This is a genomic window from Mucilaginibacter sp. UYP27, from assembly GCF_040547175.1.
GTDB lineage: Bacteria > Bacteroidota > Bacteroidia > Sphingobacteriales > Sphingobacteriaceae > Mucilaginibacter.
Genome location: NZ_JBEPPE010000008.1, coordinates 20,135 through 43,756, shown reverse-complemented (window position 1 = coordinate 43,756; position 23,622 = coordinate 20,135). Strand labels below are relative to the sequence as shown.

23 protein-coding genes are annotated in these 23,622 nt (G+C 43.3%); 16 read left to right on the top strand and 7 right to left on the bottom strand.

From position 1 onward, the window contains the following. The first annotated feature begins 14 nt into the window (after positions 1-14). Genes ABIB39_RS19155 through ABIB39_RS19145 form a run of 3 tightly spaced genes read left to right on the top strand, consistent with a single transcriptional unit; the run spans position 15 to position 3,999 of the window. Complete coding sequence (locus ABIB39_RS19155; protein WP_354431796.1) at positions 15-2,357, top strand: TonB-dependent receptor; 2,343 nt, start codon at positions 15-17, stop codon at positions 2,355-2,357. A gap of 2 nt (positions 2,358-2,359) precedes the next feature. Further along, positions 2,360-3,790: a PepSY domain-containing protein gene (locus ABIB39_RS19150; RefSeq protein ID WP_354431795.1), complete on the top strand. Its 1,431-nt coding sequence runs from the start codon at positions 2,360-2,362 to the stop codon at positions 3,788-3,790. 2 nt (positions 3,791-3,792) lie between these two features. Continuing rightward, positions 3,793-3,999, top strand: coding sequence for a heavy metal-binding domain-containing protein (locus ABIB39_RS19145; protein ID WP_354431794.1), 207 nt, complete (start codon positions 3,793-3,795; stop codon positions 3,997-3,999). Positions 4,000-4,148: 149 nt separating this feature from the next. On the opposite strand, the gene ABIB39_RS19140 is transcribed toward ABIB39_RS19145, so the two are convergent. Next, entirely contained in the window at positions 4,149-5,351 is a 1,203-nt protein-coding gene (locus tag ABIB39_RS19140) for a DUF3179 domain-containing (seleno)protein (RefSeq protein WP_354431793.1), read from the bottom strand. A gap of 191 nt (positions 5,352-5,542) precedes the next feature. Here ABIB39_RS19140 and ABIB39_RS19135 point away from each other — a divergent pair, with 191 nt between their 5' ends. The 3 genes from ABIB39_RS19135 (at position 5,543) to ABIB39_RS19125 (ending at position 8,244) form a co-directional block, all read left to right on the top strand. Further along, entirely contained in the window at positions 5,543-6,250 is a 708-nt protein-coding gene (locus ABIB39_RS19135) for a DsbA family oxidoreductase (protein WP_354431792.1), read from the top strand. Between the two features lie 137 nt (positions 6,251-6,387). Then, positions 6,388-6,990 carry a hypothetical protein gene (locus ABIB39_RS19130; RefSeq protein WP_354431790.1) on the top strand — a complete coding sequence of 201 codons (603 nt, stop codon included), beginning with the start codon at positions 6,388-6,390 and terminating at the stop codon, positions 6,988-6,990. A 105-nt stretch (positions 6,991-7,095) separates the two neighbouring features. Then, positions 7,096-8,244, top strand: a complete 1,149-nt coding sequence (locus ABIB39_RS19125) for an MFS transporter (protein ID WP_354431789.1) — start codon at positions 7,096-7,098, stop codon at positions 8,242-8,244. Here the strand turns inward: ABIB39_RS19125 and ABIB39_RS19120 are convergent, their stop codons facing one another. Next, the gene (locus ABIB39_RS19120; protein ID WP_354431788.1) at positions 8,245-8,514 is read right to left on the bottom strand and encodes a hypothetical protein; all 270 of its coding nucleotides are present in this window, start codon (positions 8,512-8,514) and stop codon (positions 8,245-8,247) included. It lies immediately after the preceding gene. Between the two features lie 572 nt (positions 8,515-9,086). Here ABIB39_RS19120 and ABIB39_RS19115 point away from each other — a divergent pair. The 4 genes from ABIB39_RS19115 to ABIB39_RS19100 all read left to right on the top strand — a co-directional run bounded on the left by ABIB39_RS19115 (position 9,087) and on the right by ABIB39_RS19100 (position 12,216). Next, a complete protein-coding gene (locus tag ABIB39_RS19115) occupies positions 9,087-9,815 on the top strand; it encodes an MlaE family ABC transporter permease (protein WP_354431882.1) in 729 nt (242 codons plus the stop codon). Between the two features lie 3 nt (positions 9,816-9,818). Beyond that, complete coding sequence (locus ABIB39_RS19110; protein ID WP_354431786.1) at positions 9,819-10,592, top strand: ABC transporter ATP-binding protein; 774 nt, start codon at positions 9,819-9,821, stop codon at positions 10,590-10,592. An 18-nt stretch (positions 10,593-10,610) separates the two neighbouring features. Continuing rightward, positions 10,611-11,600 carry an MlaD family protein gene (locus tag ABIB39_RS19105; protein ID WP_354431785.1) on the top strand — a complete coding sequence of 330 codons (990 nt, stop codon included), beginning with the start codon at positions 10,611-10,613 and terminating at the stop codon, positions 11,598-11,600. Between the two features lie 154 nt (positions 11,601-11,754). Then, positions 11,755-12,216 (top strand): hypothetical protein, encoded by a 462-nt coding sequence (locus ABIB39_RS19100; RefSeq protein WP_354431784.1) that lies wholly within the window; start codon positions 11,755-11,757, stop codon positions 12,214-12,216. Between the two features lie 4 nt (positions 12,217-12,220). On the opposite strand, the gene ABIB39_RS19095 is transcribed toward ABIB39_RS19100, so the two are convergent. Continuing rightward, a complete protein-coding gene (locus ABIB39_RS19095; protein ID WP_354431783.1) occupies positions 12,221-12,928 on the bottom strand; it encodes a hypothetical protein in 708 nt (235 codons plus the stop codon). A gap of 192 nt (positions 12,929-13,120) precedes the next feature. Between ABIB39_RS19095 and ABIB39_RS19090 the strand changes: the two genes are divergently transcribed. Beyond that, positions 13,121-13,624 (top strand): hypothetical protein, encoded by a 504-nt coding sequence (locus ABIB39_RS19090; protein WP_354431782.1) that lies wholly within the window; start codon positions 13,121-13,123, stop codon positions 13,622-13,624. Further along, positions 13,602-14,099: a hypothetical protein gene (locus ABIB39_RS19085; protein ID WP_354431781.1), complete on the top strand. Its 498-nt coding sequence runs from the start codon at positions 13,602-13,604 to the stop codon at positions 14,097-14,099. The genes ABIB39_RS19090 and ABIB39_RS19085 overlap by 23 nt, the downstream gene beginning before the upstream one ends. Positions 14,100-14,127: 28 nt before the next feature. Here the strand turns inward: ABIB39_RS19085 and ABIB39_RS19080 are convergent, their stop codons facing one another. The 3 genes from ABIB39_RS19080 to ABIB39_RS19070 all read right to left on the bottom strand — a co-directional run bounded on the left by ABIB39_RS19080 (position 14,128) and on the right by ABIB39_RS19070 (position 18,077). Beyond that, complete coding sequence (locus tag ABIB39_RS19080; protein ID WP_354431780.1) at positions 14,128-14,283, bottom strand: hypothetical protein; 156 nt, start codon at positions 14,281-14,283, stop codon at positions 14,128-14,130. A 119-nt stretch (positions 14,284-14,402) separates the two neighbouring features. After that, complete coding sequence (locus ABIB39_RS19075; RefSeq protein ID WP_354431779.1) at positions 14,403-16,586, bottom strand: ATP-binding protein; 2,184 nt, start codon at positions 16,584-16,586, stop codon at positions 14,403-14,405. 267 nt (positions 16,587-16,853) lie between these two features. Next, positions 16,854-18,077 (bottom strand): multidrug effflux MFS transporter, encoded by a 1,224-nt coding sequence (locus ABIB39_RS19070; protein ID WP_354431778.1) that lies wholly within the window; start codon positions 18,075-18,077, stop codon positions 16,854-16,856. 187 nt (positions 18,078-18,264) lie between these two features. On the opposite strand from ABIB39_RS19070, the gene ABIB39_RS19065 reads away from it, so the two are divergent. The 4 genes from ABIB39_RS19065 to ABIB39_RS19050 all read left to right on the top strand — a co-directional run bounded on the left by ABIB39_RS19065 (position 18,265) and on the right by ABIB39_RS19050 (position 21,437). Continuing rightward, positions 18,265-19,572: a gluconate:H+ symporter gene (locus tag ABIB39_RS19065; protein ID WP_354431777.1), complete on the top strand. Its 1,308-nt coding sequence runs from the start codon at positions 18,265-18,267 to the stop codon at positions 19,570-19,572. 4 nt (positions 19,573-19,576) lie between these two features. Beyond that, the gene (locus ABIB39_RS19060) at positions 19,577-20,374 is read left to right on the top strand and encodes an alpha/beta fold hydrolase (protein WP_354431776.1); all 798 of its coding nucleotides are present in this window, start codon (positions 19,577-19,579) and stop codon (positions 20,372-20,374) included. Positions 20,375-20,469: 95 nt separating this feature from the next. Then, positions 20,470-20,790: a YMGG-like glycine zipper-containing protein gene (locus tag ABIB39_RS19055; RefSeq protein WP_354431775.1), complete on the top strand. Its 321-nt coding sequence runs from the start codon at positions 20,470-20,472 to the stop codon at positions 20,788-20,790. Positions 20,791-21,077: 287 nt separating this feature from the next. Then, positions 21,078-21,437, top strand: coding sequence for a response regulator (locus ABIB39_RS19050; protein ID WP_354431774.1), 360 nt, complete (start codon positions 21,078-21,080; stop codon positions 21,435-21,437). Between the two features lie 201 nt (positions 21,438-21,638). On the opposite strand, the gene dnaK is transcribed toward ABIB39_RS19050, so the two are convergent. Continuing rightward, on the bottom strand, positions 21,639-23,546 hold the full coding sequence (dnaK, locus tag ABIB39_RS19045; protein WP_354431773.1) for a molecular chaperone DnaK: 1,908 nt from the start codon (positions 23,544-23,546) through the stop codon (positions 21,639-21,641). Positions 23,547-23,622: the final 76 nt, after the last annotated feature.

Below are 23,622 nucleotides of genomic sequence, written 5' to 3'. Positions count from 1 at the left end.
ACTTACACGTTTTTATGAAATTATCTACACTACTATATATACTGTTGTGTTTTGCACCTGCCTTGTGTTTTAGCCAAAACCTAACAGGCACCGTTACCGATACCCGCACCCACGAGGCCGTGCAGGGCGTAATGGTAAGCAATGCCGATAACGTTAAACTGCTTACCACCACTAATGCGAAAGGCAACTTTACCATTGCTAACGACAACATCAAAAACCTGCGTTTTAAAATGGTAGGCTTTAATGATAAAATTTACACGTTAATAGGTGCTGCCACTATTGAGATCTCACTTGAACCATCAACCATCGATCTGCAACAGGTGGTTGTTTCTGCCAGCCGGGAACGCCAGGCCAGGCAGGATGCGCCCATTGCCATCAGCAAAATAAACGCTACTCAGATCCATGATACCAAGGCTACCGCGCTTTACCAGTTGCTTAACAAGGTAACCGGCGTTTACATGGTAGATCTGGGAAACGAGCAGCATACCATGGCCATTCGCCAGCCTATAACTTACAATGCGTTGTATTTGTACATGGAAGATGGGTTGCCTATTCGCCCTACGGGGATCTTTAACCATAACTCGCTTTACGAGATCAATATGAGCGGCGTGCGCGATATTGAGGTGATCAAAGGCCCGGCATCGTCACTTTACGGCAGTAATGCAATTGGCGGCGCCATCAACTTTATTTCGCAGGGGCCGCCTGCTGGTTACGCTGGCAATGTTTCTTTCCAGGGCGATAATTACCATTACCGCCGTGTTGATGCCGACGGTGGATTTACCGCAAGCAAGTTTGGCCTTTATGTTGGCGGTTATGTAGCCAAACTGCGCGACGGCTGGCAGGATTACAGCGACTTTGACAAATACTCGGGCAATTTTAAAACCACTTATGATTTTGATGCCTCCACGCGGTTAACAACGTCCGTAGCTTATAATTACCTAAACACCCAAACACCGGGCAGTTTAGATAGTGCAAAGTTTTATAGTCGCTCGTATGGTGCCAACCAGCGTTTTACCTATCGCAAGGTAAAAGCCTTTAGGGCGAACACTAAGTTAGAACATACCTGGAACAATCAAAGCGCTACTTTCTTAACCCTGTTTTACCGCAACAACTCTACAGCGCAATTGCCAAGTTATTTTATATCAGACGTACGGGACAACGCCGGCAACTACCTAAGCTCTAACGGGCAGGAGAACGATCAGCGTTTTCACAGCTTTGGGTTACTGGCGCAGCACAGGCAGGATTTCGATTTCCTTCACTCCAGGCTAATTGTAGGTTTATATGCCGATAACAGCCCGAGCAGCTACTACGCAAAATTTTTAGATGTGCAGAAAGATGTAACCAATAACACCTACACCGGCTACACTCCTACCGGCAATTACATCGATAATTACCGCATCAAGTTGTTCAATACCGCGGCTTATGCCCAATATGAAATAAAACCTGCGGAACCCCTGCGCATTGTGATGGGCTTGCGTTACGACCGCATCCATTACAACTTTACCAATGGCATCGCCGCAGGCAGCACCAAATATAAACAACAGGAAACCAACGATTTTAACATCGTGGCACCAAAGCTTGGATTAACCTACAACTTTGGCAACAACAAAGGCTTGTATGCCAACTACAGTATAGGCTTTCAGCCGCCCGAAACCGGCGACCTATACAGCTCCCGCCAGGTAACCCCGCTAAAACAGGCAACATTTAATAATTACGAAGCAGGTGGCTGGTTCACCGCCTTGAATAAGAAAATGTATGTGGAAGTAACCTTGTACGATTTGGAAGGCCGTAACGAGATCATCAACCAATTACTGCCCGATAATACCACCCAAAACCAAAACGCAGGCGCAACCCGCCACCGCGGCATCGAATACTCGGTTTCGTATGCGCCTGTTAGCCAGATCGCTTTTAGGTTTAGTGGTACCAACGCAAGGCATACCTATGTAGATTACAACGAGGTATCTCCCAATTTTAGCACCGGCGCAAATACCGTTACGGTTTACAATGGCAACCGCATGAGCAACGCGCCAAGTTGGATAGCAAACTCTGAGCTTACCTACAAACCTGCCTATATCAACGGTTTCAGGATAGCAGGCGAATGGCAGCATATAGCGTCATACTTTACAAACCCTGCAAATACCAAAACATACTCGGGATATGATATTTTAAACTTGCGTACCGGGTTTGATGTAAAAAGCGGGCCATTGAAGGGCGCGGGCATCTGGTTCAACGTGCTTAACTTAACCAACAAGCTGTACGCCACCCTAGTAACCAGCAACCAGTACGGCGATACTTACAACGCCGCGCCGCCAAGGGTTTACACATTGGGCGTCAGCTATTCATTTGCAAAACATTAAACATGGCAACAGCAAAACAAAACTTTTATAAATCGCATCGGATACTGAGCTTAACAGCCCTTATCCCTGTTATGATGTGGACGCTGAGCGGTTTATCCCACCCGTTCATGTCAAACTGGTTTAGGCCTACCATTGCAAGGGAAGTTTATAAACCAGAGCAGGCTATTAAACCAACACTATCCATCAGGCAGGTGCTGGATAAAAATGCGATAAACCAATTTACTAATTTCGGTTTGATAAGCTTTAATAAACAGGCCTACTATCAGGTATTGGGGAAGGATAGCGTCACCAACTATTATTCGGCCACCAATGGCGAACTTTTAAAAGATGGCGACAAAGAATACGCGACTTATCTGGCCCGCTACTTTACGCAGGATAGTACATCAAAAGTAAAAAGTATCACCCTGCAAAAAACTTTCGACGCGCATTACCAACCCATAAACCACCTGCTGCCGGTTTGGAAAATAGCCTTCGACAGGCCCGACGGCATGGATGTTTATGTGGAGACTGCCCAAAGCCGAATGGGCACATTCAATAACAATACCCGTAAAGTGATGCTGGCCGTTTTTGAGCAATTGCACACCTGGCAATTCCTGAAGGCTATCGGCGGCGAACAGTTCAGAATAGTGGTCTTGCTGGTGATCGTTAGCATCATGTTTTTATCATTGCTGACCGGGCTAACCATTTACGGTTTCTTTTGGAAGAAATTTAAGGCCATTAAGCAAAACCGCATGGCAGATAAGCGCCCGGACACCCGTTTTGTTCACCGCTTCCACAGGCAGTTAGGGCTTATTGTTTCTTTCGTGCTGTTTACGTTTATCATCAGCGGGGCATTCCATTTAATTGTAAAATTGGATAACATCAATCCGCAATGCAAGGTGTACAGCCAGGTGATCGACACCAAAGACCTGATTTTTCAAAATTTGCAGTTACCTGTTGATAGCATCAAAACCATTGGTCTTATTAAATACACGGATAGCATCTATTACCAGGTAAGCGATCTTAAAAAGAACGTTAGCTATTTTAATACGGCAAGTGGTAAACAGTTAACAGATGGGGATGCAATTTATGCCACCTATCTGAGCAGCTTTTACCGCGCAGGCGAGCCGCCGGTAATTGTTAAAGGAAAAAGCATAACCACACAGGTGCGGCAGTTTGATAACGAGTACGGCTTTATAAATAAACGCCTGCCTGTTCAAAAGATAGCCTACCCCAACGGCGAGAACTGGTATATCGAAACCACTACATCGCAGCTGGCTACCAAAGTTGCCGGCATTGACAGTGCCGAGGGTTTTTCTTTTATATTTTTACACAAGTATTTCGGCATGAGCTGGGCCGGCAAAAACATCCGCGACATAGTAAGCATGCTGGCCGCGATGGGTGTGTTTGTGGTTTCTGCATTTGGTTTTGCCGCTTTCCTTAAAAATAAATAACTATGAGAAGATACATTATGATATTAGCTGTAACCGCATTATTAGGTTTTACAGCCTGCAATTCATCTGTACAAAAAGATGCTAAAGCAACCGAGGCTACCAAACCGAAAGGCAAGTACTACTGCACCATGCACCCTGAGATAACATCAGATAAGCCCGGCACCTGCAGTAAATGCGGGATGGACCTGGTAGAGCGGGATACTAAGTAAGCAGTCTTAATACATACACGTCATTGCGAGGTACGAAGCAATCGCTTTGCTATACAGAGCCGATAGGCATATGTAGAGATTGCTTCGTACCTCGCAATGACGGTTTTTTTGGTAATCCTGAGAGTCGCTGGTTCAGAACCCTAAAACAGTCACTCTTCTTTCCAGAAAAGGGTATTAGGGTGAAACTGTTTCCACGAACGCCAGTATTCCTGATAAGCTTGTACAACTGCTAAATGACTGCCTTTGTAAGAGCCGGAAGTACAAGTGCCTTTCCAATCCCAGATAGATGACGTTTCGTCATCGGTCAGTTGCTCGTCAGCATTCACCTGGAAATTCAGGGATTTGCCATTAACGGTACTGTTCCAGGCATGGTAGTTCACACTGTCCTTTTCCATAGCTATCAGCAGGCTGGTATTTTTTATTTTATCGTTTAAAGTGCGTTTGCGCACCATGGCGCGCCAGTCGTAGGCTTTTGGCTGGCCTTGTACAATCACGCCAATCATCCAGCTTTTACGCATCAACGAGTCCTTGTTCTTAAGCGTGGTATCTTTATCAACGGCCTGTTTAATGTCGTAATCTTTCAGGTCGGCATAGTCGTTGGTGTATATGGCGTCAGGCTGCAATATCTGCGAGCCCGGATATTTATTAAGCCATGCACCAAGGGTAAGTTGCTCATAAGGCACTTCGCCCAATTGCGCGCCCCTTAACTCGCCAACAGCGGCCTTCCCGGTAGACTGGTACCACCATGTTTTAGTAGCATCGTCTTCAATAATAGCATTGTAATGCCTGGCCCCCACCAATCTAAAAGTTTGCAGTTTTCCGTTGATAACCGGATCGTAAACCCGGCCGGTGCGGCACATGGTGCAATAAGTAACCAGTATCGGCTTGCCGGCAATATTATCCTGTACTTTATGATGATAGCCTAAATAAATAATAGGATAAGCCTTGGCAACTCCTTTATATACCACGCCAATAACTAAATAACTGTGAGGCACGCGGCTTTTTATGGCGTTGGCAAAGGCAACCTTGCGCGTTTCCTTAAACATGATCTCTGCCTTGTACAGGTTATCGGTAAGGTAAAAACTGACAAGGCACAGGGCCAGCACGCCAACTTTTATAGCTTTTTGTTTAGTGGTATCTTTTATAAGGTATAGCCCCAGGTAAGCCAGTATCAACACGGCGCCAAGGATGCGCAGCGGCTGTATCACCTTCTCCAGGTAATAGCAAAATGTAATGGCATTAATATCCTGGCTGCCGGGGAAATGCATAAGCAGGTATGCATGTATCAGCCCCGGAATTAAGAGCAGTATGATACCGGCCCAAAACACAAATGGTTTAGTTGTTTTGTTCATGCTTATCCGTAAAAAGCCTGTTGTAGTATTTAGGTTATTAAGCCTAAATTATAAAAGATAATTAAATATCCCACAGGATATTTTAAGCGATTTTATTTGGGTAACCGCTATCCTTTTTATTAGCGTTTTTGTTTTTGACTTTATGCTTACGCGATTATTTATCAATTGCTGTAATTTTATGAAAATTTTATATGATGAAGATCGAGATCTGGAGTGATGTAATGTGCCCGTTCTGCTACATTGGCAAACGCCGTTTTGAGAACGCCCTGCAACAATTTGCCCACAAAGATGAGGTGGAGGTAGAATGGAAAAGCTTTCAGCTTAACCCTGATATGGTTACCGACCCATCGGTAAACATTAGCCAATACCTGGCAGATGCCAAGGGTTGGACACTTGAATATGCCCAGCAAATGAATAACCATGTTACCGAGATGGCTGCCGAAGTGGGCCTCACCTATAACATGGATAATGCTGTTGTAGCCAATAGTTTTAATGCGCACCGCTTTGCCCACCTTGCAAAAAAACACAACCTTGGCGATGCTGCCGAAGAAGCCCTGTTTAAAGCCTACTTTACCGACGGCAAGAATATGGACGATGTAGACACCCTTGCTGAACTTGGTGTATCAATTGGCCTTGCTGCCGACGACGTAAAACAAACCCTTGCTACCGATGCCTATGCCGACGTTGTAAAACACGACATTGCCGAAGCACAATACTTAGGCATACAAGGCGTGCCCTTTTTTGTAATGAACAACAAATATGGCGTATCCGGCGCGCAGGCTGTACCGGTATTTACCCAGACATTAGAGAAAGCTTTCGGCGAATGGAACGATGAGCAGAGCAAACCAAAACTTGATGTTATTGAAGGCCCAACCTGTGGCCCGGATGGCAATTGTTAAGCAAATAGCTGTTAAAGCATATTAAAGCTAACCTATGTGCTAATCAGCCGTATAAGTATAAAATTTAATTGGAGCAGTATATTAATCAGCTCGAATATATTTTATATCTATCCCCTAATTGATTCAATAAACATTATATGAATAAACTTTACATTAAACTATCTATAGTTATACTTTCAGCATTTGCAATTGGCGGCTGCAACGTTGATCCGGTTATTTATCCGGACACATACGTTTCTACGGTTGGGCAAACCAACACAGGAACGGGTACTGGTACCGGAACAGGAACTGATACCGGGGCAGGAACGGGAACTGGTACTGGTACCGGAACAGGTGTTGGCACAGATACAGGAACTGAAAATACAGGTGATGGACTATCAGTTGGCGCCAACAACACAATCCAAATTCAGCTTACATCGGGTGGTGCAATTAAAACCTATAGTACCAATGTTGCTTTAACAGCTATACAGGGAATAATAAGTATTGCTGCTATAGAAAGCCAATCATCATTAATAACATTCGGGCTTTTAGATTCACAAGTGGGCACTTACGATCTGTTCGCCTTTCAAACAGAATCACTTTATATGGAGACGCTATCTATTGGTAAGATAAAAATAACGGCATCAACTCTTAATATGACTACCGGCAAGGGCAATTTACAAGGAACATTTAGCCTTGACTTAACGGATGGAACCAATAAATATCCGCATGTTATCGGCTCGTTCAACGTTACCCATTAACTTTTGGGCTTAGCCAATTGCTAAAAGGTGGTGGTTTTTTTATTGAGATTAAGATAGTAACTTTGCGTCTTAGTGTAGTAAATACACCAATTTGATATTTACCTTTTGGAAGCAGTAGCCCCATCTTATAATTTTTCCAGAACTACCCTGCGTGTTGCGGTGGGTGCCATGTTTTTTATGGCGGGCATCTGTTTTGCCAGTTGGGCATCGCGTATAGCAACCATTCAACAAGATCTTAATTTAAGCGATGCCTGGCTTGGCGGTGTTTTGTTTGCACTGCCGGTAGGTTTAATGTGTTCGCTCCCATTCTCCGGCTGGGTAATCACCCGTATAGGTAGCCGCAAATTATTGATAAGCGCGCTTATTGTTTATAGCCTTTCACTCGTTTCTTTAGGTATCGCGCAAAACACGGTTCAGCTTATTGCTTGTTTATTACTATTCGGTTTCTCCAGCAACGCGGTAAACATATCTGTAAATACCCAGGCCGTAGCCGCCGAAGAATTATACCAGCGCCCAATTCTTGCTTCTTTCCATGGTTTATGGAGCCTGGCCGGGTTTAGCGGTGCTGCCATAGGCACGTTCATGATAGGCAAACAGATTATCCCGTTTAAACACTTTAGCTTGATAATGGTGTTGGTTGTGGTGGTAGTAATATTTACATCGCGCTACCTTAAAAACGACAAGCCAACCAGCGCCGGGCCGGTGTTTGTAATGCCCGATAATTCGCTCATTAAATTGGGCATCATCGCTTTTTGTTCAATGATATGCGAGGGCGCGATGTTTGACTGGAGTGTAATTTACTTTAAAAAAGTAGTACTGGCTCAAAACGCATCAATGGGTGCAGGGTATACCGCGTTTATGTTTACCATGGCAACCGGCCGTTTTGTTGCCGATAAATTCGCGCACCGCTTCGGGCTTAAACGTACCCTGCAAATAAGCGGGATGCTTACCGCAACAGGCTTACTTACCGCCGTTGCATTCCCTTATATGTACACTGCTATATTTGGCTTTCTACTGGTTGGTTTCGGTGTATCATCTGTTGTGCCCCTGGTTTACAGCGCGGCGGGTAAATCAAAAACCATGTCGCCAGGTGTGGCGCTGGCCGCGGTATCTACCATCGGCTTTGCAGGCTTTTTAGTTGGCCCGCCGGTTATAGGTTTTATTGCCGGTTTAGCTACCTTAAGGGCATCCTTCACCCTCATAGCTGCAATGGGTATCTGCGTAACCATATTTGCTACCAAGGCCAAAATTTAATTACTCTTTCGTCAAATCCGTTTCAGTAGGGTTAAGCACGTATTCAAAGTTTTGGTACCCGTTATGGAAAATAAATTTCAGGCGCTCGTGCGGTAAGTTTATATCCAGTGATATTGCACCAAGGGTGGCGGGCAAATTATCCCGGATCAATTTAAGATCGGAAACGTTGGGCATATCTATGCTAATGTCGTTTCCTTTTGCTTCTATCTTCCAATCTTTAAGGCCGGCGCCATTTAATACGTCCAACCATTTTTGCTGATAAGTATTCATACCATTGTAATTTGCTTATAGAACAGACCGCATAGCATTAAGTTTTACAGAGAGATCACTATGGCGCAGATATGTATCGCCCATAAACCCCTAACCTGGTTTCAAATATCATTCGTGGATCATTAAAGAATTTCTTAAAATCATACTCACTTACCTGGCCCGGGTATGGCACCTAATAATGGTCGGGCCGGCCGTTTCGCCATGCCGTTACTTAAGATGCTTTGTGCTTTACAAGCGTCGGCAATAGTACCTTTGTCCACCAGTCCGCCTGCGGGATCTGTTCGTAGCCTGTTTCGGGAGGCAGGCTAAATTACCAAATTATTTACCTGTAGCGTTTTGCATTTCGCTCCGCCTAAATTATAGCCGCTGGTTTTGTATCTGAATATTATTGCCTGTCATTTGCAATTATTACATTCCACTGAATATCTTTTGAAACAATTTAAGGCATCTGGGTATCTATATCTTACATAAGTTATACCTTTGCCACATTAATGGATAGCGTAGATACATCTTCAAAACCGGTACCAAAACGTTTCAAAAAAACGCAGAATAAACTGGCAGAATTCTTTTTGATGCTGCACAGGATATATGTCTTTATCCTGCGCTTTTTTAAAGAGGTTTTTTTGCCCCCTTACGAATTCAGGGAAATTGTGCGCCAGTGTTACGAGACGGGTGTTAAATCGTTTACCTTGATTACACTAACAGGATTTATTGTAGGTGTGATCTTTACCAAGCAAAGCCGCCCATCGTTAACAAACTTTGGTGCCGAATCCTGGTTGCCATCCTTGGTATCCATCGCCATTATGAAAGCCCTTGCACCGTTGGTTACCGCGCTTATCGCGGCAGGCAAAGTTGGCTCGAGCATCGGTGCAGAACTTGGCTCTATGCGCGTTACTGAGCAGATCGACGCTATGGAAGTATCGGGCACGAAGCCTTTTAAATTTTTGGTTTGTACGCGTGTTATCGCTACAACTATCACTATACCATTGCTGGCTACTTATGTAGCTTTTATTGCGCTTTTAGGTGGTTATTTAAACGTTAGCCAAAACGAAGGCACCAGTTATGCTACATTTATGGAGCAGGCTTTTGAGCCCTTAACCTTTGTAGATTTTTGGGCATCGTTAAGCAAGGCCATCGTATTTGGCTTTACCATAGGTATTGTGGGATGCTACCAGGGCTATAACTCTACCAAAGGCACCGAGGGCGTTGGTAAAGCAGCAAACGGCGCGGTGGTTACGGCTATGTTTTTAGTGTTTATTGAAGAAGTTTTAATTGTACAGATAGCCGGATGGTTCCGCTAAATTATGGAAAACCAAAAGGCAAATATTGACATGAGCAACGAGGTGATCAAGCTTCGCGGGGTTGAAAAATCTTTCGCGGACTATGATGTGCTTCGCGGTATTGATCTTGACCTTTTCCAAGGCGAAAATTTAGTAGTTTTGGGTCGTTCAGGTACGGGTAAATCGGTATTAATTAAACTGATCTCGGGATTGCTAACACCAGATGCCGGCACGATAGAAGTTTTAGGCAACGAGGTAACTACTATAAGTGAAAAAGCGCTTGAGGATCTCCGTATCCGCATTGGTTTCTCATTCCAAAACAGCGCATTGTACGATAGTATGACGGTTCGTAAGAACCTGGAATTTCCTTTAGTGCGTAATCGCAAAGGCATTTCCCGGGCTGAGATAGATAAGAATGTAGCGGAAGTATTAGAAGCCGTTGGCCTGTCGCAAACTATTAATCAAATGCCTTCAGAGCTTTCGGGAGGGCAGCGTAAACGTATTGGCATTGCCCGTACGCTGATACTTAACCCCGAGATTATGATGTACGATGAGCCAACCGCCGGCCTCGATCCAATCACCTGTATCGAAATAAACGATCTGATAAACGAGGTTCAGCAGCGCTACAATACATCTTCTATCATTATCACGCATGATCTTACCTGCGCCAAAATGACCGGTGACCGTGTTGCCATGTTGCTTGACGGACAGTTTCAACGCGTAGGTACTTTTGATGAGGTATTTAAAACTACCGACCCGCGTGTTACCCCTTTTTACAATTACAATTTTATACAATAGATATTAGTACCCTATATAATGGATGCAGCAGATAATAAAAAATCAATAACAGTAGGCATATTTGTACTGCTCGGCGTAGCCGTGTTTGTAATAGGTGTGCTTACACTTGGCGGCCAACAAAAAAGTTTTGTTAAAAGCATAACCATCAGCTCGATATTTAGCGATGTCGCGGGCTTAAAAAAAGGGAACAACGTTTGGTTCTCGGGTGTAAAGGTAGGTACCATCAAAAACATCCATTTTACAGGCCCATCGCAGGTTGATGTGATCATGAGTATAGAATCGAGCACGCAGCAGTACATTCACCGCAATGCAGGTGTACGCATCAGCAGCGATGGTTTGATAGGTAACAAGATAATTGTGATAGATGGTGGTTCGCCGCAGGCGCCGCCAATACAGGATGGCGCGGTATTGCAATCAGAAAAATTGCTATCTACCGATGATGTGCTTAAAACCCTTCAACAAAACAATCAGAATTTATTAGCTATTACCACCGATTTTAAACAACTGAGTAAACAAATACTGGCCGGTAAAGGTACCGTGGGCACATTACTTGCCGATAGCACTATGGGCAACCAGTTAAAGCAAACTATGCGCAACTTACAGGCTGCTACGCAAAACGCAGCTAAAATGTCATTGCAATTAAACAGCTTCAGCAATAAAATGAATACCAAAGGTGGCTTTGCCGATAACCTGCTTACCGATACCGTTACCTTCAACAGGATCCGCGCATCGGTTAGCCGTTTAAAAGAGGCTGCCGACAACGCAAGCCTTTTAACTGACAACCTTAACAAGGCCAGCAACAAACTTAACACTACAGATAACGCCCTTGGAGTACTTTTAAACGACCCTAAAGCGGCCGTCAAAGTACAAACTACGCTTAACTATCTGCAACAAAGCTCCGTCAAATTAAATGATGATCTGGAGGCCGTTCAGCATAACTTTTTGTTAAAAGGGTTCTTTAAGAAAAAGGAAAAAGCCAAACAAGATAGTATCAAGAAAGCAATGTAAGACTTTGAAAAGCGATGATCAACATCGCTTTTTTTATGCCTAATATATCCGTACGTTATTGCAATTACGGGTTTTGGTTATGAAACAAATAGTACTTGTAAATCAAACCATCTCACCTCTCCCCTGTTGCCTATACACATCAACAGAAAATACTATGCAAACCAGGAAACCCGTTTGGCAAACTTTAGGATTGGGCGCGGTAGCAGGCATGCGGGCAAGCGCGGCACCGGCGATAGCCAATTATTACAGCAACGGGTACTATTCCAGTCCGCTGAGTATAGTTAGGTTTGCACAATCCCCAATTACGAGCATAGCTACTTCCCTGTTATCTGCTGCGGAAAATGAAAGAAGGAAATTAGTAAATACGACAGATAATATTGATATGCGCCAGTTGGGCTTGCATGTGGCATCGGGCGCATTTGCAGGTGCTGCCATCTTTCGCAAAAATAAACAGAGCATTTTAAAGGGTATGTTAATAGGCGGTGCAGCGGCATTGCTAACGGGTATTGCCGGGCATTACATTCGCAAGCATGCCGATAAACTCCCCGATGTAATCCCACAACTTACAGGTGCGTTCAACGATGCATTCGAGTTTAGCAGCGGCGTTACTTTGTAATTGATTATTCGGTAAGTTTAGGTGGTTGCCACTTATCGGGTGGTAATTTCTGATATTTTTTTAGGCAAGCATTAAGGTAGTTGGCCAGGTTAAAATCTTTTTCGGCAACTATTTTGGGGGTTGGGGTGTACAGGTTAATAAAGTTGGTCAGGTCTTCCCCTGTTAAAGGAATGTATTGGGCGATTATTTTTGGCTGAAACACCGACTGTATCTTATCCATTATCACATATTTTTGTTCCAGCGCTGCAAGTTTGGCTTTTTTCTTTTCGTCCTTTTTCCACCACCATAAACGCCATATAACGCCTCCTACGGGTCTCCCTTTACGGTCGCGTTGGTAAACTACCGGCTGGCCGTGGTAAAGCGGATCGTAATAGGTATTTAGATTTTTGGTTACCGTGGTAGTAATGTTTACCTGGTTAAGCACGTTGGTAACAGGTTCCATAAATATCTCCTGGTCGTTTACTTTTATCAATATCAAACTATCAACCTGATAGGCAAAGGCTTTAAATACAAGCAAATCGCCCATTTTAGCGGAGATGCTAAAGTCTCCCGTGTTATTGGTAAGGGTAGTCTTCTTGTTATTAAGGTTATCTACACGCACACCGGCTAAACCAATACGGGTTTTGTTTTCTAATACACGCCCCTTAACAGCAGTTTGGGCATTGGCCGCGGCTGATATTAAAAACACGATAATGATAAGGTAGCGTTGCATAGTTTAAAGCTATACAATACTGGTGGTAACTAATCTAACCCACCGCTATCTTTAACTTAAATTAACACTTGGTGTAGGACAAGCCACAGAAAACCATTTTTGGACGAAACTTTTTTAACTAATTGTACTTTTTTAATATATTAGAACAATTATAAATATTTTTGAATTCCCCTTACTAACCCATTCATAAACTTGGAACAGCAGTTAACATATACTGAAGCTTCATTACCTACAATTAAGCAAAGCAAGCATAGTTTATACACTAACTATGGCGCTATGTTATTGGGTTATATTATAGAGGTAGTGAAGGAGATCGCCGTCGCCGAACAATACCTTACAGAGGTTTTTAACGAACTACAGAATAAGGATATTGAAGAAATACTGGCGCCGGGCTCAAACGCGTTTTTAGGCTTGCAGCAATTAACCCGCAAAAAGCTCTCATCATTTATCAGCTCTATTGAGAGCCGCGCCGATGGGGTTGAGATTTCTACCAAAAAAGCTATACAAGGAAATAAGTTTATTGATTTGATGGATAACGAGCAGCAAGTTGTTTTTTGTGGTGTGCATTACCATGGCAAAACAACGGCTAACTTAGCTTCAGAATTGAACAAACCAGAAGACGCCATCAGGAAATTGTTACGAGAATCGTTCATTATTATTAGGAAAAACCGTAATGATACAGGAATACATCAATAGCGGCATATTAGAAGCCTATGTAACAGGTTCTGCTTCCGAAGAGGAGGTACAGGAACTGCTGCATATGAAAACCATACATCCTGCAGTAAACCACGCTCTTGAGGATCTGGAGAAAGATATGGAGCGACTTGCCCAAAGCATGGCTGTTACCCCTCCTGCCCGTACCTGGGGTAAGATCTCTGACAGTATTGACGAACTGGTCCTTCGCCATGAGACTAACCCCGAGCAATTTACCGAGCGTAAAGAAACCGACTATCAGGATTTCGACAAGCGCGACAACCGATCGCAATACATCGAGGTAGAATCTGAAAACAACTATATGAAAGTGCAAAAAACCTGGAAATGGGTTTTTGCCGCGGTATTTATTTTAGGTAAGATCTTTTTGGGATGCGCTATCTACTTTTACCTGGAGAACAGGCAGGCGCAACAGCAGCTTAACGAGCTAAAGACCGAGCTCCGCCAACTAAAAAAATAACAACCTTATTTAACTTTGAATCTGGAGGTCATTTTTTGGCAACCTTATTTGTTTTGCGTTCAGCGTTTTTCACTTCATCCTTTTCGCTTAACGGCATTTGGGTCGCCAAGTCATTATTTTGGGTGGACGATGATTTTGTAATATTTTTTTTTGACGTGGCTGTTTTGCTATGTGATGATGTCATGGTATGTATTCCTCCTGTTAAATTAACTTCGGAGTTGACAAAAAGTTTAAATAAATCAACTTTTACGATCGTTTAAACATGTATTGAATATAAAAATATCGGTTTGCGAATATCGTTAATTAACCATTTACCAGCTCATTTTGCTTTAATAACGCGGTTGCCATACCCTCAATAAGGTTTTGTTCGGAGAATGGTTTTAACACCACGCCGCTCATCCCTACCGACAGGTATTTATCCCTATCATCTTTAAGCACATTGGCCGTAAGGGCCAGTATTGGCACGTCGCCTTTTACAGAATTACCGTTTGCGCGGATAATCTGGGTAAGTTCGATACCTCCCATTTCCGGCATTTCAATATCTGTGAATACAATGTCGTAATAGTTATCTTCAAAAAGCTGCAAAGCTTCGCGGCCATTGTAGGCAACATCAAAGGTTATTTTACATTTTTTGAGAATAGTGCTTACAAGTAGTACGTTCAGCTTATTGTCTTCTGCTATCAATACATGGCGGCCGGCCACAAATTGTTTAGGGTCAAAGCTTGAAACAACTTCTGCAGTTTGCAGGCAGGCGGCTTTAGCGACGGTTTCCATCGGTAACTTAAAGCTAAATATCGAACCTTTACCTACTTTACTGGTTACCTTTATACTGCCGCCCTGCAGTTCAATTATCTTTTTACAAATGGCAAGGCCAAGACCTGTACCGCCGTAGTTGGCAGTTTTTTGTGCCGATGCAACTTGCGAAAACTCCTCAAATAAAAGCGGCAGATGCTCTTTATCAATACCCAAACCGGTATCGCGGATCTGCACATTCAAAATCTGCTGGCCCGGTTTGCCATCAGTTAAAAAGGCATTTATGCTAACCTCGCCAATGGTGGTAAACTTAATGGCATTACCAACCAGGTTCATGATAACTTGCTTCAGCCTGAAATAATCGCCGCTAAAGCAAAGATCTTTAGGAAAGTTTACCTGGCAATTTAACGCGACCTTCTTTTTACCGGCCTGCACCTGCATACTGGTAACAATTTCCTGGATAGCTTCGTAAGGGCTAAAAGGTGAAGTCTCAAAGTTCATTTTGCCGGTTTCGTACTTAGAGAAATCTAAGATCTCGTTCACCACTTCCAGCAGCATTTTTGATGAACTGCGAATGGCGTTGGTCTGCTCGGTTTGCGCCTCCGATAGATCACTCTGTGTAAGTTGCTCCGAGAAACCGATGATAGAGTTTAGCGGCGTGCGGATCTCATGGCTCATGCTGGCCAAAAACCGGCTTTTAGATTGCGCATATTTTTCTGCCATTTCGGTGTGAATAACCATCTCCTCCTCGTTACGGAAGATCTTCCATATGTTATATAAAATGATGACCACCACGGTAGTAAGTAATAAGAACATGATACCAGATAACCTTTTAAACTCGTATAATACGGTAGAAAGGTTGCTATTCATCTCTTCCTTGCTACCAACAATGTAATGCTGCTCGGCTATCTTATATTTTTTAAGGCTGCCAATTATCTGGCTTATTAAACGGTTATTAATCTCGAGCATTTCGCGCTCGTTGGCACGCAGCTTATTGTTGGCATCATTAATTTTTGTGTAATACTTGTTATAGGCCTGTACCACTTTAGGGCTGGCGGTCATGGTAGTAATAATGGTATCTGTACGTCTTGCTAAAAGAACGGGCTTTGCTTTTGGTTCTTCTTTTTTCTTCTTATCGAAAACGGAAAACAGGCGGCCCAAAAATTTCTTTTTTTGTTCCGACGTTTTGGCAACGGCTACTGTTCTAACAGTGTCTATGCGTAACTGCGTTTTTATACGGCTTACCACGGGTTGCTGTAGTATCTTGTTGTTTTTATCCTTTAATGCCTTGTTAATCTTTTTGGCCGATCTCATCAGGCTATCAGATAAGGTCATCAGTTTAATATAGCTGTCGGTTTTTAATTTTTTCTCGCTAACCAGGTTATCCAATTCGTCATCGTCAGATAAATTGGCCGAGCTTTTATCATTCCTATTTAGAGCCGTGATAATACCGCGTACATTCTTGATCTGTCTTGAAAACTCATTGAAATACCATTTACGGCCGGTAAGCGCATACATGCGGCTGCTGTTATCCGCGCTGTAAAGTTCAACTATACAACTGTCTATAAGGGATGAATTTTCGCGTGCTTTTACCATTTGCTGGAAATTGCTACGTAATTTTTCGGCCTTGTTATAATGAAGGTATAAATAGAATGCGCTTCCAAATAACACCACAATGAGCATTACAATTAGAGCGTAACGTAGGATAGGTATTTTTTTTACACCGGCAATCATAGGGGGACTTTCGTATATCAGCTATGCACACCTAAAAGTTGTAAACAACAAAACTGTTAGTTTGCATTCTACATTGCTGATTACAAGCATAATGCCACAATATACAATATTCCGTGCAGGAATACATTTAAGCCATTTCATCTGTAAATGTTACAGACACAGCACTTTCCGTTTTATTGTACTGTTCTTAATAGTATGCAATAATGAAAAACACTCCACTATACAAAACAACTTAACAGTTATATGTAAGCACAACCTTTAGCCCCTCTAATGCGCAGCGAAAGACCCGCCCTTATATTCGACCTTTTCTTTGATGTTCCTGCGCCCTATTATTACGATAAGCAGGGCTAATGATGATGCCACCAGCATAATAGCTGACATGGGTAACGACGACTGGCTTTTAAACAAACTTATCCCTACCGATACCAGCGACCCCATTGTCATTTGAAACGCCCCTAACAGTGCCGATGCCGTACCCGCGTTTTTCTCGAAAGGGGCTAAAGCTAAGGCAGAAGTATTTGGGCTGGCGATGCCCACACAACAAAGCACTAAAAATATCATAATAATAGTACCCACAAGGCCCAGTATGTTTTGTATAGAACCCACAACGAATAATGCCGAGATGATGACCATTGCAATAAGTGCAGCATTCACAATTTGGCCGCTTTTGTATTTTTTAACCAGCAAACTATTTACCTGGCTGGAACCAATGAAGCCAACCGAAAGGACAGCGAAGATCCAGCCGTAAACTTTGCTGCTCACCTTAAATACCTCCATAAATACCAGGGGAGATGAAGAAATGTAAGCGAATAACCCTGAAAATGCTATCCCTCCGCTGATGGCGTAAGTGTAAAACTGTGGTGTTTTAATAACGGTTATAAATCCGTTGATTATAGGCCTGGGCTTTAAGGAATATGTTGGGTCGGGTTTGTAACTCTCCGGCAAAAAGAAGATAACGGCAACACTTATCAGCACGGCAATTACCGCCAGGATTATAAATATCAACTGCCAGCCAAAAGCAGTGGTAACATAGCCACCAACTGTAGGCGCTATCATGGGTGATGCACCTAAAACCAATATCAGCAGCGCAAACACCTTCGCGTTATCTTTTACCGGGAATATATCACGTACCATAGTAATAGATGATACCGAAGCCGCGCAGCCGCCAATAGCCTGTATAAAACGCATGGCAATAAGCATCTCGATACTGGTAGAAAAATAACAGCTTACAGATGCTACTATATATAATGCCAGGCCAAAATATAAAGGTGGCTTGCGTCCATATTTATCAAGCAAAGGCCCGTAAAGCAACTGCCCGGCGGAAATCCCGATAAAGAAACTGGAAAGCGACAAGGCCACATTCTCTGTACTGGTATGCAGCGATTTAGCAATATCCGGAAAACCCGGCAAATACATATCAATGGAAAAAGGCGCGAGTGCTGTAAGTGAGCCCAAGATCAGGATCAGGAAAATATAGCGTTGGCTTGTCATGGTCACAAAGAAACGAAGTTTAATTGAGTGATCTCAGTAAGGTGATTGTAAAATAGCTTATTATAAAACCATTAACGGACACTATAATGAAAGAATAGAAAGGCACACATGCAATTAATATAATTACTACATTAGTCGCATCGGCCACCCCGGTAATCAATACACTTATAAATCTTTATATAAAACAATGTTGGTTATACTGTTCTGTATAGTACTGCTCATACTGCTGGTTAGCTGGGCAAAGCTCAACCCTTTCCTGGCCTTTCTGCTGGTATCTATTACCGCGGGTTTAATGCTGGGCATCCCTATCAATAAAGTAACCGCATCGGTACAAAAAGGCATTGGCGATATATTAGGCAGCCTGCTCATTATTATTTGCCTTGGGGCGATGCTGGGTAAACTGGTTGCGGCAAGCGGGGCAGCCCAAAAAATAGCCGAGGTTTTAGTTAACGCCGTTGGTCAAAAATATATTCAATGGGCCTTGGTAGCTGCGGGCTTTATTATTGGCATCCCCCTATTTTATGGGATAGGTTTTGTGCTGATGGTGCCGCTGATATTTTCGGTAGTATATAAGTACAAATTACCTGCGGTTTATATCGGCCTGCCCATGATCGCGTCCTTATCGGTTACGCATGGTTTTTTGCCGCCACACCCTTCGCCATCGGCATTGGTGGCACTGTTTCATGCAAATATGGCTACCACATTTGTGTATGGCCTTGCTATTGCTATACCAACCATTATCCTCGCAGGGCCCGTATTTGCCAGTTTTCTAAAGAAGATCCCGTCAGAACCATTGGCAACATTCCGGGCCGAAGAAATGCCTGCCGATAAACTGCCAAGTGGCTTCATCAGCTTTTTTACCGCTCTGCTGCCGGTAATATTATTGATGTTAACGGCTTTTTTTCCATATTTAGGTATCAAGGATGAGAAGGTTTTAAAAGTGATGGCCTTCCTTGGCGACCCATCAATTGTAATGCTGATAGCTCTTATTGTGGCAACCTATACCCTCGGTATAAAACAAGGCCGCAACATGGGCCAGTTGGGTGTTAATTATATTGATGCCGTAAAAGACATTTCGCTCATCCTGCTCATCATAGCCGGATCTGGCGCGTTTAAAGAAGTGCTTACCACCAGCGGTGTAAGTAACGAGATAGCCGAGAACCTTAAAACATTCAACATGCCGCCCCTGGTTTTAGGCTGGGTAATAGCGGCTATTATCCGCGTGAGCCTGGGTTCGGCAACGGTGGCGGGTTTAACAGCCGCGGGTATAGTATCATCCTTAGTGGTGAGCGAACATGTGAACCCAAACCTTATGGTGCTGTCTATTGGTGCTGGTAGCCTGGCTTTCTCTCACGTTAACGATTCGGGTTTTTGGCTCTTTAAGGAGTATTTTAACCTAAGTATAAAGGACACGTTCAAATCATGGTCAATGATGGAAAGCCTGGTGTCTGTTATTGGGCTTGGCGGCGTTTTAATTTTAAACATATTTGTTTAGTATCATGAAGAAAATCTTATCAACATTAGTTTTAACAATAGTTTGCAGCATTAGCTTGTACGCGCAAAACACGGAAGGCCGGTTTTTTACATCGTTCGACGGCACTAAAATCTATTACGAGGTAAAAGGCGAGGGTTACCCGGTAATTTTGGTACATGGTTTTACAGGCACCGGCCAGGGATGGAAACACGGCGGCCTGTACCCTGCGCTGCTTACAGCAGGATATAAAGTTATCATATTGGACCAACGCGGCAATGGGCAGTCTGACAAGCCGCATACAGATGCCGGTTACAACAACGATGCAGAGGCGAAAGATGTAATCGCATTGGCTACCAGTTTGGGCATTAAAAAATACAGCGTGATTGGTTACTCTCGAGGGTCTATCATTACATCACGACTAATGGTGCTTGATAAACGCATCAGCAAGGCAGTGATGGGCGGCATGGGTGCCGACTACACCAACCCCGAATGGCCGCGCCGCATCCGCGCTTACAAAGCGCTAATGGGCGATACTACCATTCATGATGTGGATGATATGATGATTTGGATCAATAAAAACAACTTCGATAAACTGGCGCTGGCCTATCAGCAAAAATACCAGCCAAGCACCAGTGCCGCAGAACTTGCCAAAATTAAAATACCTGTATTACTAATAGATGGTACAGAAGATACCACTAACGGAGACGTTACCATACTGCAAAAAATGATACCCGATTCTAAGTTCGTTACCGTGCCCGGCAACCACAACACTGCAGGCAATACTATACAGTTTGCCGACGCCATTCTTAACTTTATGAAATAAGCGGTTAAACTATTTGCATTATAAACCCTCTAAACTTGTGTAGGCTTTGTGGCTTACTATTTGATAGAGTATTTCATATTTATAAGATACATACCATGAAAAAGTTAGTCATATATGGAGGCTTGTTACTATCGTTAACTACAACTGTTAATTTTGGTGCGCAAGCGCAGGAAAGTAAAGGAATGAGCAAACAGGGTAAAGGTGCCATTATTGGTGGCGCCGGTGGTGCTGTTGCAGGTGCCCTGATAGGTAAAAGCGTTGGTGGTGCCGTAATTGGTGGTGCTATTGGTGCAGGTGGTGGTTACATTATTGGTAACGAAGCCCGCAAACGCGAACAAAAAAAGAAACATGCTGCCTGGCTGGAACGCCGCCGAGCATGGAAACGAGCTCACCCCGGTAGGGCATATCCTTATTAATCATATTAAAACCCGCTTCTACAGCGGGTTTTTTGTTTCCATATATTTCCAATTATCTACACCCATCGTGCAATTGTCCTTTCACAACAAAATTGATACAATATCATATAAAATATTCCCCCATAATATTTTTTATAATATCTTAATTATAGTAAATTTGGTTCAAGAGCCGGTTACATCTCATATACTCTAATATATTCCGATCCTATTTTTTACATTCGTATCATATGTTTTTCATGTTACATTGGTACCTTTGTTAACCTATTAATTAATTTATTCTCTTGTAAATGGTGAAGCGTATTTTAGTATTGGATGACAACCAAGATATTTTAGATATTGTGCATGAAACCCTTACCTATGAAAACTTCGACGTAAAAAGCACAGGCGAAAGTATTAAAGTTATGCCGTTTTTGGAAGAGTTTGAACCCGACCTGGTGATACTTGACTATCGAGTGGCCGGCCAAAACGGTGGCGAACTTTGCCGCAGCATTAAAGCCCACCCTAAATTCAGCAACGTACCGGTTATTATATTTTCTGCCTATATTAACCACGAAGCCGACCTTTACGCCTACGGTTGTGATGCTATTATCAATAAACCATTCGATTTAAACGAGTTGGTTGAAAAGGTTAATAACTTGATCTTATAACAAACAAGATTATAACATAACACAAAGTCCTGCTGGTATCAGCAGGACTTTTTTGTTTTAACCCACCATCATTGCATAGCTTGGCAATGGCGGGTTGAGTTTAGTGCAGCTCTCAGAACCCTCTCCTTTGGATAGGGCCGGGTGAGGCCCACAAAAAAGGCCCCGAAATTCGGGGCCTTTTTCAATTATATATCGGGCTGATTATTTTACTTCTTCGAAGTCAACATCTGTTACATTATCAGCACCAGCTCCCGGTTGGCCACCGGCAGGCTGACCTGCGTCGGCACCCGGTTGTTGGCCGCCTTCGGCAGATGCTTTGTACATGTCTTCAGATGCAGCAGTCCATGCAGCGTTTAGCTCTTCCTGTGCAGGCTCAATAGCAGCAAGATCTTTTGCAGCGTAAGCTGTCTTCAATTTTTCTAAGCCAGCTTCGATAGCGCCTTTTTTATCGGCAGGGATCTTATCACCGTACTCTTTCAATTGTTTCTCGGTAGAGAAAATCAGGGCATCCGCAGAATTCAGTTTTTCAACTTCTTCTTTTGCTTTCTGATCAGATTCGGCGTTAGCTTCCGCTTCGTCCTTCATCTTTTTAATCTCGGCATCAGTTAAGCCCGAAGAGGCTTCGATACGGATCTTTTGCTCTTTACCGGTTGCTTTATCTTTTGCAGATACATGTAATATACCGTTAGCATCAATGTCAAATGTCACTTCAACCTGAGGCACACCGCGAGGTGCAGGTGGTATACCATCCAGGTGGAAACGGCCTATAGTACGGTTACCCGCTGCCATTGGGCGCTCGCCCTGTAATATGTGGATCTCAACAGATGGCTGGCTATCAGATGCTGTAGAGAATGTTTCTGATTTTTTGGTAGGGATAGTTGTGTTAGACTCGATCAATTTTGTCATTACACCACCCATAGTTTCGATACCTAATGATAACGGGGTAACATCTAACAATAATACATCTTTAACCTCGCCGGTTAACACACCACCCTGTATAGCTGCACCAATGGCAACAACTTCATCAGGGTTAACACCTTTTGACGGCGCTTTACCAAAGAATTTTTGAACCGCTTCCTGTATAGCAGGGATACGGGTTGAACCACCTACAAGGATAACCTCGTCTATATCTGAAGTACTGTAACCTGCATTTTTCAATGCAGTGCGGCATGGCTCAATAGTACGTTTGATAAGGCTATCGGCCAATTGCTCAAATTTAGCACGAGTTAAAGTTTTAACCAAGTGTTTAGGGCCTTCGGCACCTGCAGTAATGTAAGGCAGGTTTATTTCTGTTTGAGTTGTGCTTGATAATTCGATCTTAGCTTTCTCTGCAGATTCTTTTAAACGTTGCAAAGCCATTGGGTCCTTACGCAAGTCAACACCTTCGTCGCTTTTAAATTCGTCTGCCATCCAGTCAATAATAACCTGGTCAAAATCGTCACCACCTAAGTGTGTATCACCATCGGTAGATTTCACTTCGAACACGCCATCACCTAACTCCAGTACAGATACATCATGCGTACCACCACCACAGTCAAATACAGCTATCTTCATGTCCTTATGTGCTTTATCCAAACCGTAGGCAAGGGCAGCAGCAGTAGGCTCGTTGATAATACGGCGAACTTTCAAACCAGCAATTTCACCGGCTTCTTTAGTTGCCTGGCGTTGTGCATCGTTAAAGTATGCAGGAACGGTAATAACCGCTTCAGTAACTTCATGGCCTAAGAAGTCTTCAGCAGTTTTCTTCATTTTCTGAAGAATGATAGCAGAGATTTCCTGAGGTGTATATTTACGGTCGCCAATTTCGACACGTGGTGTGTTATTGTCGCCTTTAACTACTTTATAAGGTACACGGCCAACTTCGGTGGTAACCTCGTTGAAGTTGTTACCCATAAAGCGCTTGATAGAGTAAATAGTTTTTGTAGGGTTTGTGATAGCCTGGCGTTTTGCCGGGTCGCCTACTTTACGCTCACCGTCGTTAACAAAAGCTACAACAGAAGGCGTAGTACGTTTTCCCTCGCTGTTAGCAATAACTACGGGTTCGTTACCCTCCATTACTGATACGCAGGAGTTTGTTGTTCCTAAGTCAATTCCAATTATTTTAGACATATTATGATTTTATTATTTTGATAATTAATGCTTCCACACCTATTTATCAATGCCTGTGCCAATGTGCATTTGGCAG